General features: G+C 47.5%; 29 protein-coding genes and 1 pseudogene. 14 read left to right on the forward strand and 16 right to left on the reverse strand.

The window, feature by feature from the left end:
- Positions 1-48 precede the first annotated feature (48 nt).
- A complete protein-coding gene (locus KNQ15_RS10965; protein WP_214729398.1) occupies positions 49-213 on the reverse strand; it encodes an alpha/beta hydrolase family protein in 165 nt (54 codons plus the stop codon).
- A complete protein-coding gene (locus tag KNQ15_RS10970; protein WP_214729400.1) occupies positions 176-448 on the reverse strand; it encodes an alpha/beta hydrolase fold domain-containing protein in 273 nt (90 codons plus the stop codon). Before KNQ15_RS10970 ends, KNQ15_RS10965 begins: the two co-directional genes overlap by 38 nt.
- A gap of 144 nt (positions 449-592) precedes the next feature.
- Between KNQ15_RS10970 and KNQ15_RS10975 the strand changes: the two genes are divergently transcribed.
- Positions 593-1207 (forward strand): histidine phosphatase family protein, encoded by a 615-nt coding sequence (locus tag KNQ15_RS10975; RefSeq protein ID WP_023468438.1) that lies wholly within the window; start codon positions 593-595, stop codon positions 1205-1207.
- 36 nt (positions 1208-1243) lie between these two features.
- Here KNQ15_RS10975 and KNQ15_RS10980 read toward each other — a convergent pair whose 3' ends face one another.
- The gene (locus KNQ15_RS10980; RefSeq protein WP_214729402.1) at positions 1244-1594 is read right to left on the reverse strand and encodes a hypothetical protein; all 351 of its coding nucleotides are present in this window, start codon (positions 1592-1594) and stop codon (positions 1244-1246) included.
- Between the two features lie 89 nt (positions 1595-1683).
- Positions 1684-1830, reverse strand: coding sequence for a hypothetical protein (locus KNQ15_RS10985; RefSeq protein WP_214729404.1), 147 nt, complete (start codon positions 1828-1830; stop codon positions 1684-1686).
- A 116-nt stretch (positions 1831-1946) separates the two neighbouring features.
- Here KNQ15_RS10985 and KNQ15_RS10990 point away from each other — a divergent pair, with 116 nt between their 5' ends.
- The 3 genes from KNQ15_RS10990 (at position 1947) to KNQ15_RS11000 (ending at position 3946) form a co-directional block, all read left to right on the forward strand.
- The gene (locus KNQ15_RS10990; RefSeq protein ID WP_214729406.1) at positions 1947-3233 is read left to right on the forward strand and encodes a right-handed parallel beta-helix repeat-containing protein; all 1287 of its coding nucleotides are present in this window, start codon (positions 1947-1949) and stop codon (positions 3231-3233) included.
- Positions 3230-3460, forward strand: coding sequence for a hypothetical protein (locus KNQ15_RS10995; protein WP_214729408.1), 231 nt, complete (start codon positions 3230-3232; stop codon positions 3458-3460). Before KNQ15_RS10990 ends, KNQ15_RS10995 begins: the two co-directional genes overlap by 4 nt.
- A gap of 75 nt (positions 3461-3535) precedes the next feature.
- Positions 3536-3946: an SRPBCC family protein gene (locus KNQ15_RS11000; protein ID WP_133207369.1), complete on the forward strand. Its 411-nt coding sequence runs from the start codon at positions 3536-3538 to the stop codon at positions 3944-3946.
- Here the strand turns inward: KNQ15_RS11000 and KNQ15_RS11005 are convergent.
- The 5 genes from KNQ15_RS11005 to KNQ15_RS11025 all read right to left on the reverse strand — a co-directional run bounded on the left by KNQ15_RS11005 (position 3921) and on the right by KNQ15_RS11025 (position 6796).
- The gene (locus tag KNQ15_RS11005; protein WP_047394678.1) at positions 3921-4139 is read right to left on the reverse strand and encodes a helix-turn-helix domain-containing protein; all 219 of its coding nucleotides are present in this window, start codon (positions 4137-4139) and stop codon (positions 3921-3923) included. The genes KNQ15_RS11000 and KNQ15_RS11005 overlap by 26 nt on opposite strands.
- The gene (locus KNQ15_RS11010) at positions 4120-4467 is read right to left on the reverse strand and encodes a hypothetical protein (protein ID WP_214729410.1); all 348 of its coding nucleotides are present in this window, start codon (positions 4465-4467) and stop codon (positions 4120-4122) included. The genes KNQ15_RS11005 and KNQ15_RS11010 overlap by 20 nt, the downstream gene beginning before the upstream one ends.
- 105 nt (positions 4468-4572) lie before the next feature.
- Entirely contained in the window at positions 4573-5277 is a 705-nt protein-coding gene (locus tag KNQ15_RS11015) for an AAA family ATPase (RefSeq protein ID WP_023468433.1), read from the reverse strand.
- 10 nt (positions 5278-5287) lie between these two features.
- Entirely contained in the window at positions 5288-5995 is a 708-nt protein-coding gene (locus KNQ15_RS11020) for a hypothetical protein (protein ID WP_214729412.1), read from the reverse strand.
- Between the two features lie 81 nt (positions 5996-6076).
- Positions 6077-6796, reverse strand: a complete 720-nt coding sequence (locus KNQ15_RS11025) for an alpha/beta fold hydrolase (protein ID WP_214729414.1) — start codon at positions 6794-6796, stop codon at positions 6077-6079.
- A gap of 90 nt (positions 6797-6886) precedes the next feature.
- Here KNQ15_RS11025 and KNQ15_RS11030 point away from each other — a divergent pair, with 90 nt between their 5' ends.
- Positions 6887-7549: a Type 1 glutamine amidotransferase-like domain-containing protein gene (locus KNQ15_RS11030; protein WP_214729416.1), complete on the forward strand. Its 663-nt coding sequence runs from the start codon at positions 6887-6889 to the stop codon at positions 7547-7549.
- Between the two features lie 76 nt (positions 7550-7625).
- Positions 7626-8102 (forward strand): annotated as a pseudogene (locus KNQ15_RS11035) (histidine phosphatase family protein); the annotation flags it as partial.
- Between the two features lie 8 nt (positions 8103-8110).
- Here the strand turns inward: KNQ15_RS11035 and KNQ15_RS11040 are convergent.
- A complete protein-coding gene (locus tag KNQ15_RS11040; protein WP_214729418.1) occupies positions 8111-8383 on the reverse strand; it encodes a hypothetical protein in 273 nt (90 codons plus the stop codon).
- A 147-nt stretch (positions 8384-8530) separates the two neighbouring features.
- On the opposite strand from KNQ15_RS11040, the gene KNQ15_RS11045 reads away from it, so the two are divergent.
- Positions 8531-9067, forward strand: coding sequence for a PadR family transcriptional regulator (locus tag KNQ15_RS11045; RefSeq protein WP_214729420.1), 537 nt, complete (start codon positions 8531-8533; stop codon positions 9065-9067).
- 1 nt (position 9068) lies between these two features.
- Positions 9069-9533, forward strand: coding sequence for a DUF4188 domain-containing protein (locus KNQ15_RS11050; RefSeq protein WP_214729422.1), 465 nt, complete (start codon positions 9069-9071; stop codon positions 9531-9533).
- A gap of 36 nt (positions 9534-9569) precedes the next feature.
- Here KNQ15_RS11050 and KNQ15_RS11055 read toward each other — a convergent pair whose 3' ends face one another.
- Entirely contained in the window at positions 9570-9719 is a 150-nt protein-coding gene (locus KNQ15_RS11055; protein WP_214729424.1) for a DUF1272 domain-containing protein, read from the reverse strand.
- A 137-nt stretch (positions 9720-9856) separates the two neighbouring features.
- Between KNQ15_RS11055 and KNQ15_RS11060 the strand changes: the two genes are divergently transcribed.
- The 5 genes from KNQ15_RS11060 (at position 9857) to KNQ15_RS11080 (ending at position 12872) form a co-directional block, all read left to right on the forward strand.
- A complete protein-coding gene (locus KNQ15_RS11060) occupies positions 9857-10282 on the forward strand; it encodes an Lrp/AsnC family transcriptional regulator (protein WP_050678021.1) in 426 nt (141 codons plus the stop codon).
- Positions 10203-10658 (forward strand): type 1 glutamine amidotransferase family protein, encoded by a 456-nt coding sequence (locus tag KNQ15_RS11065; RefSeq protein WP_214729426.1) that lies wholly within the window; start codon positions 10203-10205, stop codon positions 10656-10658. Before KNQ15_RS11060 ends, KNQ15_RS11065 begins: the two co-directional genes overlap by 80 nt.
- A 139-nt stretch (positions 10659-10797) precedes the next feature.
- Positions 10798-11232 carry a MarR family winged helix-turn-helix transcriptional regulator gene (locus KNQ15_RS11070; protein ID WP_214729428.1) on the forward strand — a complete coding sequence of 145 codons (435 nt, stop codon included), beginning with the start codon at positions 10798-10800 and terminating at the stop codon, positions 11230-11232.
- 59 nt (positions 11233-11291) lie between these two features.
- Positions 11292-12275: a ring-cleaving dioxygenase gene (locus KNQ15_RS11075; protein ID WP_214729430.1), complete on the forward strand. Its 984-nt coding sequence runs from the start codon at positions 11292-11294 to the stop codon at positions 12273-12275.
- Between the two features lie 54 nt (positions 12276-12329).
- Positions 12330-12872 (forward strand): NADPH-dependent FMN reductase, encoded by a 543-nt coding sequence (locus KNQ15_RS11080; RefSeq protein WP_050678013.1) that lies wholly within the window; start codon positions 12330-12332, stop codon positions 12870-12872.
- Positions 12873-12931: 59 nt separating this feature from the next.
- Here the strand turns inward: KNQ15_RS11080 and KNQ15_RS11085 are convergent, their stop codons facing one another.
- The 3 genes from KNQ15_RS11085 to KNQ15_RS11095 all read right to left on the reverse strand — a co-directional run bounded on the left by KNQ15_RS11085 (position 12932) and on the right by KNQ15_RS11095 (position 13744).
- Positions 12932-13141, reverse strand: coding sequence for a hypothetical protein (locus KNQ15_RS11085; protein ID WP_214729432.1), 210 nt, complete (start codon positions 13139-13141; stop codon positions 12932-12934).
- 75 nt (positions 13142-13216) lie between these two features.
- Positions 13217-13387 carry a hypothetical protein gene (locus KNQ15_RS11090; RefSeq protein ID WP_214729434.1) on the reverse strand — a complete coding sequence of 57 codons (171 nt, stop codon included), beginning with the start codon at positions 13385-13387 and terminating at the stop codon, positions 13217-13219.
- A gap of 12 nt (positions 13388-13399) precedes the next feature.
- Entirely contained in the window at positions 13400-13744 is a 345-nt protein-coding gene (locus KNQ15_RS11095; RefSeq protein ID WP_214729436.1) for a DUF2200 family protein, read from the reverse strand.
- An 82-nt stretch (positions 13745-13826) separates the two neighbouring features.
- On the opposite strand from KNQ15_RS11095, the gene KNQ15_RS11100 reads away from it, so the two are divergent.
- Complete coding sequence (locus KNQ15_RS11100) at positions 13827-14528, forward strand: hypothetical protein (protein ID WP_214729438.1); 702 nt, start codon at positions 13827-13829, stop codon at positions 14526-14528.
- On the opposite strand, the gene KNQ15_RS11105 is transcribed toward KNQ15_RS11100, so the two are convergent.
- Complete coding sequence (locus KNQ15_RS11105) at positions 14529-15557, reverse strand: ABC transporter permease (protein ID WP_214729440.1); 1029 nt, start codon at positions 15555-15557, stop codon at positions 14529-14531.
- The gene (locus tag KNQ15_RS11110) at positions 15557-16273 is read right to left on the reverse strand and encodes an ABC transporter ATP-binding protein (protein ID WP_214729442.1); all 717 of its coding nucleotides are present in this window, start codon (positions 16271-16273) and stop codon (positions 15557-15559) included. Before KNQ15_RS11110 ends, KNQ15_RS11105 begins: the two co-directional genes overlap by 1 nt.
- Positions 16274-16292: the final 19 nt, after the last annotated feature.

Below are 16292 nucleotides of genomic sequence, written 5' to 3' on the forward strand. Positions count from 1 at the left end.
CTCGACGGAGTGAGGGACTGTTGCTTTTCATGAATTTGTGATGCAACGTTATGAACGTTTAGCGGACTGATAGACATGTCTAAGAAAATCAGCAATCCGTTGCCAAGCCTGAAGCGCTACGTTTGCGTCACCGTGATGCGTAAAGGCATGGGGTTGTCCGGCAAATTCCTGGTGTTCAACAGCGACACCTGTCTCCTGAAGAACGATTCGCATACTGCCGCGCTTCCTGCGCCAGCGAGTCGAGCTCCGCCGTCAGGACGAGCGTTTGTGGTAACGCATCGAGTTGAGCCGCATAGAGTGGCGAAGCGAGGTGATGATACGCGTCTTCCGCACGAGCGATGTACATCGCGTTGAACTGGCGTGCCTGCTCGGGAGGAGGTGTGACTTGAGGACGTTCCTCATCTGAGCGGATTTGTTTGGCAAGGTCAATCATCTCTTGGCGATTCATCGAATTCCTCCTTTAGGTCCATCTTCATCATACCGAACGGATTGGTGAATTTCTCTTCTGGATTCGTTTTCTCTAGTTGCAGGAAAAAGCAGCCAGAGTTTGATACACTTTTGAAAGAAACTAGAAATCGAAAGGATGGAATAGATGCCAACACTTTACATTACGCGTCATGGCGAGACGGAATGGAACTTAGAAAAACGAATGCAAGGCTGGGAAGACTCTCCTCTGACAGCAAAGGGCAGACAGAATGCGCGGGACCTTGGTCACCGCTTACGTGAAATTCATCTGGATCATCTCTATATCAGTCCGATTGGTCGCGTCCGAGAAACAGTTCGAATGATGGATCTCGATCCAGCGATTCCGGTCACCATCGACGATCGATTGCGTGAAATGCACATGGGAACCTGGGAAGGACGGACGGCGGCGGAAATTGAAGTCGCGCATCCGCTTGCTCATGCTGCATTTTGGCAAACGCCGCATACCTACATACCGGAGAGTGGAGAATCCTTTGACGCGGTCCGCGAGCGCATCCTATCGTTTTTGGAACGACTGGCAGACCATGAAGAAGACGAAAACATCTTAATCGTCACCCACGGCATCTTCCTTAACATCTTGCTGACATATCTTCAACGTAAGCCGTTCGCGACATTATGGGATCCGCCGTTCATTCATGGAACGAGTTTGACGATCGTCGAATACAGGGATGGGGAAGCCGTGATTCGATTAGAAGCTGACATGTCGCATGTCATAGCGGACTAAAAAAACGGCGGACTTTTTCTCGGTCCGCCGTTCTCCTTATCGTGATTTCATCAAATAGATCAAAATTGCGCCTTCTTGTTTTCTGACCTTTAGGTGAGGAGAGGATAACGTGTCAATCGAGCGACCGATGATCGATTCTCCTGTCGTATAGCGTTTGAGGAGTAAGGGGTAGAACAAAGCATTCGTCTGTTTCTGATCATTGAATTGACCGCTGTCAGTCTGGACATTTTGAGGTAAGGTATAGACCGTTTTCGTCTCAGTAATACCATTCTTCGCATCAAGCGAATAGGTGAAGGCATGCGAATCCTTGAGCAGGTTCAAATCATACGTCAACTGGAACGGTGTGCGATCATATGTACCGGCAGGAATCGATTTGTCGATCAGCACATCAGCACCTCTGGTGGTTCTGTATCGTCAAATTGGACCGCTTTGAGCTCGAGCGGGCGATCGAGTGTACCAGTTAAGAAAAATGTCCGCTATTGCTGCGACTCGTCTTTCGCGGTAGAAGGTGTGATCGAAAAGTACGACTTCTTGATCTTGACGGTCTCTTTAGGAAGGACGGTTGCTTCCGTTGTGCAACCAGCAAACAAGAAGGGTAGAGTGAATAAGAGCGCGTATTTCATGACGTGTTCCTCTTTTCCAAAGTCATAGTGAATCGAGAAAAAATAAAATATTCAAAAAATTAGAAATGATACCTAGATTATACCAACAATGTTCTTGCTAAATAAAGGAGGAAATCATGAAAGGCAAATGGTTATTAGCAACCGTCCTGCTCGTCGGTTGTGCCTCGACGGGGGAAGAGGCCGAATCGACGGCAAAATCGTTATACGTCGCACCGAACGGCAGTGATAAAAATACCGGCACGTTGAAGCATCCGTTTAAAACGATCCGACAGGCGACACTAAAAGCGACTGCGGGTACGACAGTCTACTTGCGAAAAGGAACATATCACGAGGCACTAAATGTCAGACAAAGTGGAACGAAAGAACACCCGATCACCTTCCGAAACTATCAAGACGAGCAGGTCACGTTGAGCGGGAAAAACATCAAAGATCGGGATGCCACTTTACCGATCGTTCAGGTGAAAAATCGAAAATATGTGACAATCCAAGGACTGACGATCGAAGCCGTTCAGTCGAAACGGTCGGATGCGACACCGATCGGCATTTTGGTCACGGGATCAGGATCTAACATCACGTTGAAGAACAATACGGTTCGCCAGATTAAGACGCTCGCGAAAGATGGGAATGCACACGGCATCGCCGTCTACGGAACGGGAGCGATTCGTCACCTGACGATCACCGGCAACCGAGTCGAGCAGAATCGTCTCGGTTTCAGTGAAGCCCTCGTCTTAAACGGAAACGTCAAACATTTCCGGGTGACGAAGAACGTTTTACGGGATAACGACAACATCGGCATTGATTTGATCGGCCACGAAGGAATTGCTCAGTCGAAGAAAGACGACTTCGTCCGTGAGGGCGTCGTGTCGGAAAATCGTGTTTACCGGACGTCGAGCTACGGCAATCCTGCTTACGGGAAGGAATACAATGCAGCCGGTATCTATGTCGATGGTGGGAAAAACCTAACAATTGAGAAGAATCTCGTCGAAGCGAGTGACATCGGGATTGAAGTGACGAGTGAACATGCCGGACGATACGCAGAAGATGTCATCGTCCGCCAGAATGATGTACGGCAAAACGTCTACACCGGAATTGCGATCGGTGGGTATGACACGAAGCGAGGCGGTACAAAACGTGTCCGGATCGAGCAAAATCAGCTGATCGGCAATGATACGAAAGGGCTCGAGGGTGGTCAATTGCTCGTCCAGCATGATGTCCATGACAACACGATCATCAAAAACACATTCGATGGTTCGTTAAGTGTCGCCCATTACTTCAAGACGAGTTCTGGAAATCAGTTTGAAAAAAATACGTTCAAGCATACAAAACGTTTCATGTGGCGCGACGCCTCCTATAAAACGGAAAAAAGCTTTCTGAAAGCGGTCCGAAAGGTGGAAGGAAGATGAAGTTATCGGAGCGACTCCTCGCTTACTGGATCCGGATTCCGAGACGCTGGCGGCTTGCAGCGTTGACCGCCTGTATGTTAACGATTTGGACGGTGGAAGGCGTTCGGTTTTTAACCAATCCGGCGTTACGACTGCCGACCGTTACCGATGCAATCATCTGTCTCGTTCCAGCGATTTTATTGTTCATGGTATGGAAAACAAAGCGTCCAAAATCACCTCTGAATTAATCGATAAAAACAAGGAATTTGTCTAGGTATTCTCGAAAAAAGGAAGGAACTTCAAATTAGTAAGGAGGAAGAAAGATGACGAAACTAACGATTCAAGCCGTGATTGATCGTCCGGTCGAGACCGTGTGGGAGATCTGGAACGCACCGGAAGACATCAAACGCTGGAACGCAGCGTCTGACGATTGGCATACGACGGCGTCAACGAATGATTTGACGGTCGGTGGTCAATTCACGAATCGAATGGAAGCAAAAGACGGTAGCATGGGTTTTGATTTCACGGGTACATATGAGGCAATCGTACCTTATGAGCGCATTGCGTATGTCCTTGAGGATGGTCGTCAGGTGACGATCGACTTTTCTCGGAACGGGGAACAAACCGAAGTCGTCGAATCGTTTGATGCCGAAACGATTAACCCGCCTGAGATGCAACAAGCGGGTTGGCAGGCGATCCTTGATCGGTTCAAGGCGTATGCTGAGTCGAAGTAAGTCGTTCGCTTCGTAACTTCCGACCACGGCGATCCGTCAGGGCAGGAATACCGCCGCTCTCATAGCGCCGGACCCAGTTATATAATTGTTGATACGACACATCATGCCGTCCGGCGATGCGTTGGTAGTCCTTTGCGGCCGCCAAACAATCGAGGACGGCATTCATGCGTTGTTCAAGAGTGTTGATGGACATGAACGTTTTCCTCCTCATTAAATCGCCCTGGATTCGTCCATGGCATTAAACTAGTGCACATACAATCGATGGAAGCCATTGAATCAAAGAAAAATTGACGCGTCTCCTGTTGATTCGTTTTGACGATCAGTCGTTTTTCTAGCGTTGGTAAATGCACGAGAAACGAAATCTGACATTCCATAGGCTGCGAGAGAATGGTGGTAGATCGTTTTTGCAAGTGGATAGCTGCTGAATTCGCAGTGACGTATAAGACGTGTCGATTCCATTCCTCTTCGTTGAAAAGTGAATCCATCATCGTGATAAAAGCTTGACCGGAAATGAAGTTCATCGGACGACCTCCTTTCTTATAATGTGTATATCCTGTACATGTTTTTCGAAAACCTATATTTCAAATATTACAAAAAAACCACCTCCAAAAGAGAGGTGGTTAACGTTATCCTGCCAGTTCAAGCATCTGAACGAACGCGACGTCCGGATCGGTCGTCTCGAATCGGTTCAACCAATCCTTGAAGTCGCCTTCGTACAAAATACGACCTTGATGGAGAAAGATGACATGGGCATCGGTATGCAATAGATCGTGTAATTGATGGGTCGAGAAGAGGCACGTTTGACCGTTTGCGGTCATCTGCTCGAAGCGTCGCATGATATGAAGCCGTGTTGCCGGGTCGACCCCGCTCGTCGGCTCGTCAAAGATGTAGAGCGAACGTGGTACTGTCGTCAACAGGGTGACGAACAACCATTTCTTTTCGCCAGCGGACATCTTACCAATTTTCATTTCCCACAGATGAGCGAATAAATCGAGCTCTCGCGGCTGTTTCAGATGACGCGTATAGGTCTCTTGTTTGCGATATGCTTTCAAACGAGCGAGCCGACCGACGAAGACGGCGACATCCTTGCCCTTTAATTCATCCGAGTAATAGATGAATTGCGTCAAATAGAGAATGTCCGAGATATCGGGTAAGTCCAGTTCTCCGGACGTGATCGGTAAGGCACCGGTCATGCAATCAAACAGTGTCGTTTTCCCGGCACCGTTCATCCCGATCAAGACGTTCAGTTTCCCGGGAACAAGCGAAAAGGAGACATCGTGTAACAGATCAGGTGATTTCGGATAGTTGAAGCGTACGTGTTGAACGTGCATCTGAATCCTCCTATCGGGTCAGTAATGACATGAGATTAAAACGTTTGACAGAGAATAGACCAAGTAACAGATAAACGACGAGTACGACGGTCAAGATAAGGAACGATGCTCCCGTAACGTGCTCAGAGACAGCGAGACCAAGTGTTTTCATGACATAAAAAGGATTCAAGTAGCTGTACCAACGATCCGGTTGACTACTCGCGAACAAGAACAGGGGATACATGACGATGTTGAGCAATGTCGACATACTCGAAATCTTTGCCGGCAGCATTGTCAAAGCGATGCTCGCGAAGGCAAGCGGGATGCTGAGCACCAAGACGAGATAAGCGAGTAACAACGTTAAAGGTGAGAAGAAGCCGAACACAAGCATCAGAATCGTCGTAAAGACCGTTAAACTAACGGCTGCAAATACGAGCTGAACGAGAACGAGTGCGAGAATACAACCAATCTTACTACCGGAAATCATGATATACGTCTTCATCAAACCATGTTCCCGCATCCGGGCAAGTTGGAGACCAATGCCGTTGACATAAATCGAAAGTAAGATATAGCCCCAAAAGAGTGCAAGAAATGATAGGAAACTGCTCTCTGTGAAATCGAGTCGTGACCCGAAGACGAACGCGAGAATCAATGGGAAGATCAACGACCAAAAGACCGGAATCTTATCCGTCAGCATGATTTTTAAGTAGAGTATGAAGTAGCTAGGAATCGAATACATATGTGCCTCCAATCAGTGTGTCGAATCAAGCTTATATTAAGTATACGTTTGGAAATGGGAAATAGTTCCTTTGAAAAGAGCTTAAGAATCACCTGAAATCAAACGATGTAACGCATCGACAACAATATGGGGGGCATCCTGTTGAATGAAGTGCCGGCTGTTGACAACTTCGATGAATGATCCTTGAATCGACTGTGCAGCAGTTTGTCGTTGCAATTCGTGCCACAATAGTTGCGCCTCACGCGAATAATGATCCTTTTTACCAGCAGACAGAACAATGACTGGAAATGGGTAGAGGATATCAACGTTCGTCGCTTCAATACTCTCTTTAAAATCTTCGTATGTACATTCGAGCGTGAATTGTTTTTTGTATATGGATTGGAACGTGTTTGGCATCACTGGTAAGAAGCGTTGAATATAGGACTCTTGTGTTGCATCGATGAGCAATAGACCTTTTATTTCACTTGGATATTGCGATGCAAATTGTCGAACTAACGTGCCGCCATAGGAATGACCCACAAGAATAAAGGGTGGTTTGAGAGATAAGGTATGGATCAAACGGCGAAGGCGATTCACGCTCTGGCGACTAGTCTCGGAATCATGCTGCATACTACCACCGATGTTCGTACGGTCATACATCAAGATCGTTCCAAGTCCTTCAACTTGATCCATGATTGGTTGCCAGGTTGAAAGATCTTGTCCATATCCATTTTCAAAGATAAACGTCGGTTGATCGGAAGTTCCGAGAATCAGACGATAGTGTAACGTCGTTTCAGGTAACGTCATTAAATCGAAAGACATATGATTCCTCCTATTCTAGTGGGAATAAAAGTAAGGATACCAGAAAGAAACAAATATTGTAAACTGAAGCAAATGACTGGAGGTATGATGATGGACTATTTATTAACGTCCGGTGGGATACAAAATCCATCGATTTACAAAGCGTTACGCGAGATGCTCAGAAAACCGATTGAGGAATGCCATGCCATCGCGATCACGACAGCTTCCTATGCGTTAGGCAGAGGAACGGACCTCGCTGTCAACTTCATTCAAGGAAAAGATGAGGCACCGATGGTTGATTTAGGATGGAAGTCAGTCGGTCTGTTGGAATTATCAGCGGTCTCGGTAATTGATCCAGCAATTTGGCAACCAGCGGTCGAACAAGCGGATGTCATCCTCGTCAATGGTGGGGATCCACTCTTTCTACATCACTGGTTCGTCGAATCGGGCTTCGATCGACTATTACCGCAACTGACCGGTGTTTATGTCGGGATGAGTGCCGGCAGCATGGTGCTTACGCCACGAATCGGAACAGATTTCGTTGGATGGAAAAAGACGCCGGAGCAATCGGACGCAACATTAGGTCTCGTTGACTTTTCAATTTTCCCACACCTCGATCATCCGCAGTTACCAGATAATCACATGCAAGCAGCAAAAGAGTGGGCAAAGAGACTGACGAATCCAGCGTACGCGATCGACGACGCGACAGCGATCCGTGTCATCGGTTCGAACGTAGATGTAATTTCTGAAGGAACGTGGGTCCAGTTGCGATGAGGACGATCTATTTCGTTCGCCATTGCGAATTGATCAAAACAGGCAGTGATCGCGAGGGCGGGGATTAACAGATGCAGGTCAGGAACAAGCGCAAGAACTCGTAGCGTTCTTTCAAGCGCTGCCGATTGACGCCATTTATTCGAGTCCGATGCAACGGGCGATGGATTCCGTTCGCCCACTTGCGAATCAGAGGAACATGCAGGTCATAACGGTTCCATTTCAAGAGCGACTTTTTCAACTAATCGATGAACGATTAACGACTGAGAGACTCGAGAAAGTATTGAGACAGTCATTTTTAGACGCCGATTACTCTGAAGTTGGTGGAGAGTCGAATCGCATGGCACTTGATCGTGCTGTAGCAGCCATCGAAAAGCTCCATGACATGCATCCGAATCAACAAGTGGTTGTCGCGACACATGGACTTGTATTGGCGTTAGTTCTTGAAAAATATACTGGGCGAGCGGCGAACGAATGGTTAGATGCCATGTCGAGTCCAGCGATTCACAGGTTGACATTCGATGCCCTCAAAAAAGCGTCTCATGAACATCTATAGAAAGACGATTAAATTTGACCGCTGAAGATGAAACCGAGAAAGAGTAGTAGCAGCACGCCGAGCGGAATGGCACAGGCGAGACTGACATATTTAAGAATCCCGGGCTCCCGTCGTCTGAAGGCGACGATCCCGAGACCGATTCCGAACAGATAAATGACAAGTCCGATCGGAATCGTAAGCATCGAGTTCGGTCCGAACGACCAGTTGAGCGGTGGGAAAATCATATAGGCGATGAACAGACCGAGCAAACTAAAGAAGATAGAAGCTTTAGCGTATGTCATGTGAGAACTCCTTTTAATTAAGTATGTGAACAAGAATTCGGATTTAAAACGAGAATTCCTGCTTCATTTAGTGAATTTCTTGTTTGGCATTTGAATGAACGGGAACTATATCTAAAAGATAGTATCTTTTAGATATAGGAGGGACCGATGCCTAAGGAAAACATGACCCGTTATGCGATTCTCGGACTTCTTGCAAGTGGATGTACGTCTGGTTATGAGATGAAACATACGATCGACACGAGCTTGAATCACTTTTGGAAAATCAGCTTCGGACAAGTCTATCCGACGCTGAAACGGTTAGAGGCGGAAGGATTGATCGTTGAAGAGGTCGCGGATGGGGAACGGAAACAATTCGCCCTGACGAAAAACGGGCATGCGGAGCTCGAGCGGTGGGTCGCTGAACCGTCCGTCGAATTGCCCGTGCAACGGAACGACCTGTTGTTGAAGCTGTACTTCGCTCGACATGCTTCAAAAGAGGTCACGTTGCAGAAAATTCAGGAGCACGCTCGATTGCTCGAAGAACGGCTTGAGACGTATCAAGCGATCGATGCGATGATTCGTTCTTATCCTGACTCGAATGATGCCGTCTATTGGTTATTGACGCTTGATTATGGCATTCGGAAGACACGGGCGTTACTCGACTGGTGCGACGCTTCCCTTGAGACCCTTGAAGGAGGAAATTGACATGAAACGGATCATTGCGACTCCGAACAAAGACGTCGTCGTGTTCATCATCGGTTTACAGATCAATCGCCTACGTTCTGTCCGGCAGTGGTTACCGACGGTCCAAGCGATGGGACCGATGCTACAAGAGTGTTATGAAAACGATGTCGGTCTGATTTCGCATGAGTCACTTGTGGGTTGGCGTTCCGTGACGTTGATTCAGTATTGGCGTTCGACGGAAGAATTGATGGCATATGCCCATGGTTCCCGTCATTTGACGGCGTGGAAACGATTCAATCAGAAGGCACGGACATCAGACGCGGTCGGGATCTTCCATGAGACGTTCGAAGTCAGCAATTATGAGTCGATGTATGTCAATCTTCCAACCCGAGGTCTAGCGAAAGCGCTCGGGGAGTCGGCGATCAAGCCGCATCAAGAACAAGCAAAAGGGCGCTTAGCCGAGCGGCAATCACAAGAGACGATCTAAATAGACAAAAGACGGGTGCCGAGCCATCCGTCTTTTTTATGTCGCGACTGGTTCGAGCATCTCCCCGCAGTTTTGGCAAATATGATCGAGCGTATTCGTACACGGTTCGCAAAATGTACAAGCGTGCGAGCACTGATAGACCGTCGTTTCAATCGTTTCTTGGCACCGGACACAGGTTGGTTCCATAAGTATCACCTCCTGTTACTAGTATAAGAAAAGCATTTTGATGAGCACAGTAGGAGAACATAGAAAAAGGCTATATTTCCCTTTGATTCCATGTTAATTTGAAGAAAGTGGTTTTTAATTCGAAGGGAAGATGAAAAATGGACCAAATTGATCAACAGATTGTCCGGATTCTGCAAGACGATGCCCGGATTCCATGGTCGGAACTCGGACGTCAGATCGGATTATCGGCACCTGCCGTCATCGAACGGGTCCGAAAAATGGAGGACGCGGGAATCATCGAAGGGTTCCGCGCTGTCATTAATCCAGAAGCACTCGCGCAAGGATTACTCGCGATCGTCATGTTCGAAGAGACACGCTGCGCAGGCTTGATTGAATTTTGTAAAGGACATCCAGAAGTCGTCGAGTGTCACCGCCTGACCGGTAGCTATAACTTCATGGTCAAGTTGCAAACCGCGTCCGTTGCAACACTGGAACGTTTTCTCGATGATGCATCGGTCTACGGCAAACCGTCGACCTGGATTCGGCTGTCGACGCCAGTGCCGTTCACGGGATATACGGTATGACGGAAGCGACACGTGTACGGATCGAACAACTGACGGGGGAGATCGAGGACGTGAAAAGCTCGATGAGCAAGGGGGAACTTTGACCGTATACCGAATCATAGCATGGTACGTCGGTGTCAGCGCTAGAGCAATCTATGCGATAACATACGGGATCCGAACGAGTGAGGGCGGAACGGGCTATTGCCTGGATTTGGGGCAAGGCTGGCTGAACGGTTGCCTTTGTCCGCACTTGAACCAGAAAAAACGGGCAGCCCGTTTTCAGGAACATCTGCCTCAAATGGATAATGCGATTGGATTACCTGACGATACGGTCTATATTCAATCTGAGACAGATCACTATCTATTAGGAGAAGGGCACGTGCTTTGTTTTAAATGATGATGAACGCTTCGAACATCCATTGTGTTCATCATCGTGATTAAAAGTGAATCAAAACAGTTGACGAACAAAAATTGAGATGGTATATTTATCTCGAATTAAAGATATATGAATTAAAGATACAAAAGAGGTGAAGGAAATGACGCGACCGAATCCGAACTTGAAAGCATTGACGGTCATGGTGCGCGCAGTCGACGCGTTACATGAAGTCATCAAGAAGGATGTTGCGCAATGGGGATTGAACCCAACGGATTTTTCGGTTCTTGAGTTGCTGTTTCACAGGGGCAGGCAACCGATTCAATTGATTGGGAAAAAAGTCTTGATTACGAGCAGTAGCATCACCTATGTCATCGATAAGCTTGAAAAGAAGAATTACGTTGTCCGAAAAGCATGTCCAGAGGATCGGCGCGTGACATTTGCGGAACTGACCTCTGAAGGGCAACAACTGATGGAAACGATTTTTCCGGAGCACGAGCAAGCGATTAATCAAGTATTTCAAGGGATAGACCCGTCTGATCTTGAAGCTTTTATCGAGACAGCCAAAACAATCGGTTATCAAGCAAAAAAACAATAAAAAATTTTTAGGCTGATATCTCGAATTCGAGATAATAACCATTAAAGGAGCGATTTTTCATGAATGAACTAAAAGGAATCCACCACGTGACGGCGATTACGAGCAGTGCCGAGAAAAACTATGACTTCTTTACGAACGTCCTAGGAATGCGATTGGTCAAGAAGACCGTCAATCAGGATGACATCCAGACGTATCACTTATTCTTCGCCGATGATAAAGGATCTGCCGGCACGGATATGACGTTCTTTGATTTCCCAGGTATTCAAAAAGGGTCACACGGAACGAATGAAATTTTCAAGACGGCGTTCCGTGTTCCAACGGATGCGGCACTCGAATACTGGATCAAACGCTTTGACAAATACGACGTCAAGCACCGTGGTATCAAAGAACAATTCGGTAAGCAGACACTCTCGTTCGTCGATTTCGATGAGCAACAATACATGTTGATCTCTGACGAGCATAATCAAGGTGTCGCTTCCGGCACACCGTGGCAAAACGGTCCGGTACCCCTCGAGTTCGCGATCACGGGTCTCGGTCCAATTCACATCCGGATCGCGGAATTCGACAATTTAAAAGCGGTACTCGAACAAGCGATGTTGATGCGCGAAGTCGATCAAGCTGGTTCCCTGCACTTGTTCGAGATGGGCGAGGGCGGAAACGGTGCCCAAGTCATCGTCGAGCATAACGTCGTCCTGCCGAGTGGACGTCAAGGATTCGGAACGGTCCACCACGTCGCTTTCCGCGTTGAAGATACGGCTGCCTTACAGGAATGGATCGAGCGGATGCAACAGCTTCGCTTCAACACATCCGGTTACGTCGATCGCTTCTTCTTCGAGTCCCTTTATGCCCGTGTCGCGCGCGGTGTCTTGTTCGAGTGGGCAACGGATGGTCCTGGTTTCATGGGTGATGAGCCATACGAAACGGTCGGGGAGAAATTGTCATTACCACCATTCCTCGAGCCGCAACGAGAACAGATCGAACAAATGGTCCGTCCGATCGATACGGTCCGGAGCACTCGGAAAATCGAAAAAGAATACCTTTAAGAGAACGTTACGATAACGTAGCTAATCGCATCTAAATAAGAGGAGGAAATGAAGATGGAGAAATTAAACATTGGCATCATCTTAGGATCCACACGTGAAGGACGTCTCAGCCCACAAGTCGGGAACTGGGTCAAACAACTGGCTGATCAACGAGGTGACGCGAACTATACGATTCTTGATATCGCCGACTACAAATTACCGCTCCTAGGTGAAAAGGATGGGGATGCGTCGGGTGCTGCTGCTTGGTCGAAGGATGTCGCAGCACAAGACGGATTCGTCTTCATCGTTCAGGAATACAACCACTCAATCGCAGCGTCACTCAAGAACGCGCTCGATTATCTACGGGTCGAATGGAACAATAAAGCAGCAGGGATCGTCTCTTACGGTTCTGTCGGTGGAGCTCGGGCGGCAGAACACTTGCGTGGCATCCTCGGTGAGTTATTGATTGCCGATGTCCGGGTGCATCCAGCGTTATCCTTGTTCACTGATTTCGAGAATGGATCGGTCTTAAAAGCGGCAGCCGTTCAAGAAACATCGGTCAACCAGATGCTCGATCAAGTCATTCCGTGGGCAACGGCATTAAAAACGATTCGCTAATTCGTGATTGATCAGAAAACCCCCTCATTTCGCTGAAATGAGGGGGTTTTCTATCGTTGTCATGTACAACACGACGTGACGCGGCGCAGATCCTTTTCTTGAATGTAAAGCGTGTGTTGGCGGACTTTATAAGGAATGTCAGCCGCTTGAAGACGTTCGAGATAGTGACCCGTCGGAGCGACCGTCCATTTCACATATGTTGTTGCGGCATTCGGTGAAGAAAGACAGATGAGTAATACAAGTGGAAGGATCCATTTTCGAATCTTCAATCGTATACCTCCTTCATTATTTCAAATACTGTATTAATGATTTTATTGTTTAAATTAAAAACTAAAAATCACTAATCACGTCAGCAAAAAATAACTGACCATCAAACCGACCAACAGACCACTAAAGACAAGTCGATAGACGGGTGAACAATGGGTTCCTTTATTTCGTTTGACTTGATAGACGATGAAATAGGTCACACTGGTCACCATGACGAGGATCGCCAGTGTACTGAGTAAAGCAGACATCAGCATTCCTCCTTATCGTAAGATTTTAGCTAACGCTTTTCCTTTCGCCAACTCATCGACGAGTTTGTCGAGAATCCGGATGTTACGAATGTGCGGATCCGTTAGATTTTCCACACGAATCCCGCAGATGATGCCAGTGACTAAAAAACGACGTTCATTCAGGGCGGGTGCGTGCTCGAAAAAGGCTGCGACGTTTTGGGTTTGTATGGCTTGTTCAAGAGTTGGATTCGTGTGTCCGGTCAACCAGAACAGCACGTCATCGAGTTCCTCTTGTGTCCGTTGCTTACGCTCGACTTTTTGACGGTATACCTGATACAGCTGCAACATTGGCATTTGAAATACTTTTTCGTAACTCATCTGAATCGCCTCCTTTCATGGTAACATATGGGAAAAGGTCTTGTGTCACGGATTTCAATTCGGTTTGGAGGTGCAGGATGAAATGAGACATCGAATCATTGGAATGACTTTTTTGACGTGCCTAGCCCTATTTTTAGGCATCATGGGTGTAAAACTATCGTATCAAGCATTGATCGATCCACCGATTGATCAATCGACAGGAAACTGGGTACATATTCCGAGCAAGATCTTACCGACTAAAAAAGTCATCTATGTGAAAGAAGAACAAATCATCAAACAACCGGATTCTTCAAAAATTGGGCACGAAAGATATCGGAAGGAACCTAAAAAGAAAAAACCGATTGAGCTTGGGAAAGGTTTCTTGACAGATGCGATCAATCAAATCGCACGTATGACTCCTTGGATGGTCGCTCTAGTCATCATCTACCTGTATCGTCGACAACGATTCAACCGTATGCAGTGGTCATTCCCATCAAGTCATCAACCGAAACGAACCGCTCTATCGCTTCCGCTAACGCCTGAAGTCCAGTCCTCATCAGAAGACAGTATTCTTGATTCAAAAATTCGTGAAGCATTGCGCGCGTTCAATCGGTCACTTGCTCCAGCGCAACAGCGACGGACACATGAGACGCTGACGGAGTGGTTAACACGTTTAGAGGTCACGGTTCCGTATGAGATGTATCAGCTCGTTCGGTATGCCGACGTGGCAGAACAGACACTCGATCCCTCTCGACGGACTGTTTTTCTTGAACAGCTTGAGCAAAATCAGACACGGCTCGTGTAATCAGCCGTGTCTTTTTTGATGTCCGCGATACTTATTAAGAGCGAGCATGTTCAACAGGAACAAGGCTGCTCCATAAAGGAATAGTCCGAGCCAGTACGGCCAGATGCTTGACCACCCGTTGCCGTAGACGAGCACCTCTTTGATCGCACTCGCTCCGTAGAAAATCGGGGTAATATATCCGATGTTACCGAGTCCGTACGGGATTAGATCGAGCGGAATCAAACCCGAGAAGAAGATCTGTGGAATGATCGTAAAGGGAATCAACTGGACGACCTGCAGCTCAGACTGGGCAAAAATCGAAATCGTTGCCCCGAACAAGACCGCGACGACGGCAAGTCCAAGCATCGTCAGGAAGACCCAGATGATCGAACCTTCAGACGGTAAGTCGAGAACGGTCGTCGCGTACAGGACGACAAGAATCGCTTGGATCGAGGCGAAGACGCTATAACCGAGCGTATAGCCGAAGATGACGTCGGTTTGGCGAATCGGTGTCATCATCAACCGCTCGAGCGTGCCGCCACTGCGTTCCTTGACAAGTGCCATTGCTGACAAGATAAAGACGAAGAAGAATGAGAACAGCGATAAAAAGACGAAGCCAAGCGCATCAAAGGTCGATTGATCAACATCTCCGTACAGATAGTTCGTCTCGAGTTGCATCGTCGGTTGCAGTGACGCAAGTCCAGCTTGAATCTCGCGTAGTGCTTTCGAACTTTTCGTCGATGGTTCGCGGAGGTTCAACGCTAGCTGATTGTCTTTCATATCTAAGACGACGTCGACCGTTTCATGATTCTTGAGATAGGCGTCAGCATCGCTGCCGTTATACGTTTTAATCGACAGATCCTGTTTTTCGATTGCTTGTGAGACCGGAGCCGGTACATCTTGACTGATGGCGACGACAGGCGTGTAATCATCGTTTCCAAGTAGGAAATAGATCAAGGTGAAGATTAATAATGGAGCAAGCAAAATCAGTCCGACGCTTCGTTTATCGTTCAACGTTTGACGGATGACCCGTCGTGCGAGTTGCCACATCACGTCACGTCCTTTCCAGCGAGCAGGAATAGTTCCTCGACTTGACCGTTTTCAGTCTGTGCGAGCAGACGATCGAGCGGATCGTAGGCGATGATCCGACCGTTATAGATCAATGCTGCCCGGTCGCATTCATTGATTTCATCCATGACGTGGGTCGAGACGACAATCGTCGTACCTTGCGCACGAATCGCTTGGAATTGATTCCAAATCTGGCGGCGTAACACGGGATCAATCCCGACGGTCGGCTCATCCAGGAATAAGACGGTCGGACGATGCAAGATTGAGATGGCGAGGGACAATCGTTTCTTCATCCCACCGGAATAATGGCGAACGAGCTTTTTTTGATCATTCGTTAAATCGACGAGTGTCAAGACCTCCTCGATGCGTTTTGCTAAATCCTGACGGGACATGTTGTATAGGGAACCGAAAAATTGCAGGTTCGCAAGCCCCGATAAATCCTCATACAAAGCATCGTTTTGTGGCATGAAACCAATCTGCGATAACATCTTGAAGTTTGGCATTGAAGTGTCACCGATTTGAATCGTTCCTGAATCCGCTTGAATCGCACCGATCATCAAACGAATCAACGTCGTCTTTCCGGAACCTGACGGACCGAGCAAGCCACAAATCTCGCCGGACGGAATCAAAAGATCAATCTGTTGGAGGACGTTCTGTTGATGAAACGATTTCGATACACCATTCAGTCGTAAATCCATCGTATTCTCCCTCCTTTTA

Source organism: Exiguobacterium sp. s168, from assembly GCF_018619035.1.
Lineage (GTDB): Bacteria > Bacillota > Bacilli > Exiguobacteriales > Exiguobacteriaceae > Exiguobacterium_A > Exiguobacterium_A acetylicum.

Bases quoted from the DNA above. Each gene is read 5' to 3' on its own strand.
- KNQ15_RS11065 (WP_214729426.1), top strand. From the start codon at position 10,203: ATGATGCATCGGTCTACGGCAAACCGTCGACCTGGATTCGGCTGTCGA.
- KNQ15_RS11050 (WP_214729422.1), top strand. From the start codon at position 9,069: ATGAAACGGATCATTGCGACTCCGAACAAAGACGTCGTCGTGTTCATC.
- KNQ15_RS10985 (WP_214729404.1), bottom strand. From the start codon at position 1,830: ATGAAATACGCGCTCTTATTCACTCTACCCTTCTTGTTTGCTGGTTGC.
- KNQ15_RS11100 (WP_214729438.1), top strand. From the start codon at position 13,827: ATGAGACATCGAATCATTGGAATGACTTTTTTGACGTGCCTAGCCCTA.
- KNQ15_RS11105 (WP_214729440.1), bottom strand. From the start codon at position 15,557: ATGTGGCAACTCGCACGACGGGTCATCCGTCAAACGTTGAACGATAAA.
- KNQ15_RS11055 (WP_214729424.1), bottom strand. From the start codon at position 9,719: ATGGAACCAACCTGTGTCCGGTGCCAAGAAACGATTGAAACGACGGTC.
- KNQ15_RS11030 (WP_214729416.1), top strand. From the start codon at position 6,887: ATGGACTATTTATTAACGTCCGGTGGGATACAAAATCCATCGATTTAC.
- KNQ15_RS11025 (WP_214729414.1), bottom strand. From the start codon at position 6,796: ATGTCTTTCGATTTAATGACGTTACCTGAAACGACGTTACACTATCGT.
- KNQ15_RS10975 (WP_023468438.1), top strand. From the start codon at position 593: ATGCCAACACTTTACATTACGCGTCATGGCGAGACGGAATGGAACTTA.
- KNQ15_RS11080 (WP_050678013.1), top strand. From the start codon at position 12,330: ATGGAGAAATTAAACATTGGCATCATCTTAGGATCCACACGTGAAGGA.
- KNQ15_RS11075 (WP_214729430.1), top strand. From the start codon at position 11,292: ATGAATGAACTAAAAGGAATCCACCACGTGACGGCGATTACGAGCAGT.
- KNQ15_RS10970 (WP_214729400.1), bottom strand. From the start codon at position 448: ATGAATCGCCAAGAGATGATTGACCTTGCCAAACAAATCCGCTCAGAT.
- KNQ15_RS10965 (WP_214729398.1), bottom strand. From the start codon at position 213: ATGCGAATCGTTCTTCAGGAGACAGGTGTCGCTGTTGAACACCAGGAA.
- KNQ15_RS11090 (WP_214729434.1), bottom strand. From the start codon at position 13,387: ATGTCTGCTTTACTCAGTACACTGGCGATCCTCGTCATGGTGACCAGT.
- KNQ15_RS11015 (WP_023468433.1), bottom strand. From the start codon at position 5,277: ATGCACGTTCAACACGTACGCTTCAACTATCCGAAATCACCTGATCTG.
- KNQ15_RS11010 (WP_214729410.1), bottom strand. From the start codon at position 4,467: ATGAACTTCATTTCCGGTCAAGCTTTTATCACGATGATGGATTCACTT.
- KNQ15_RS11110 (WP_214729442.1), bottom strand. From the start codon at position 16,273: ATGGATTTACGACTGAATGGTGTATCGAAATCGTTTCATCAACAGAAC.
- KNQ15_RS11095 (WP_214729436.1), bottom strand. From the start codon at position 13,744: ATGAGTTACGAAAAAGTATTTCAAATGCCAATGTTGCAGCTGTATCAG.
- KNQ15_RS10995 (WP_214729408.1), top strand. From the start codon at position 3,230: ATGAAGTTATCGGAGCGACTCCTCGCTTACTGGATCCGGATTCCGAGA.
- KNQ15_RS11040 (WP_214729418.1), bottom strand. From the start codon at position 8,383: ATGACATACGCTAAAGCTTCTATCTTCTTTAGTTTGCTCGGTCTGTTC.
- KNQ15_RS11005 (WP_047394678.1), bottom strand. From the start codon at position 4,139: ATGTCCATCAACACTCTTGAACAACGCATGAATGCCGTCCTCGATTGT.
- KNQ15_RS11070 (WP_214729428.1), top strand. From the start codon at position 10,798: ATGACGCGACCGAATCCGAACTTGAAAGCATTGACGGTCATGGTGCGC.
- KNQ15_RS11060 (WP_050678021.1), top strand. From the start codon at position 9,857: ATGGACCAAATTGATCAACAGATTGTCCGGATTCTGCAAGACGATGCC.
- KNQ15_RS10990 (WP_214729406.1), top strand. From the start codon at position 1,947: ATGAAAGGCAAATGGTTATTAGCAACCGTCCTGCTCGTCGGTTGTGCC.
- KNQ15_RS11045 (WP_214729420.1), top strand. From the start codon at position 8,531: ATGCCTAAGGAAAACATGACCCGTTATGCGATTCTCGGACTTCTTGCA.
- KNQ15_RS11020 (WP_214729412.1), bottom strand. From the start codon at position 5,995: ATGTATTCGATTCCTAGCTACTTCATACTCTACTTAAAAATCATGCTG.
- KNQ15_RS11000 (WP_133207369.1), top strand. From the start codon at position 3,536: ATGACGAAACTAACGATTCAAGCCGTGATTGATCGTCCGGTCGAGACC.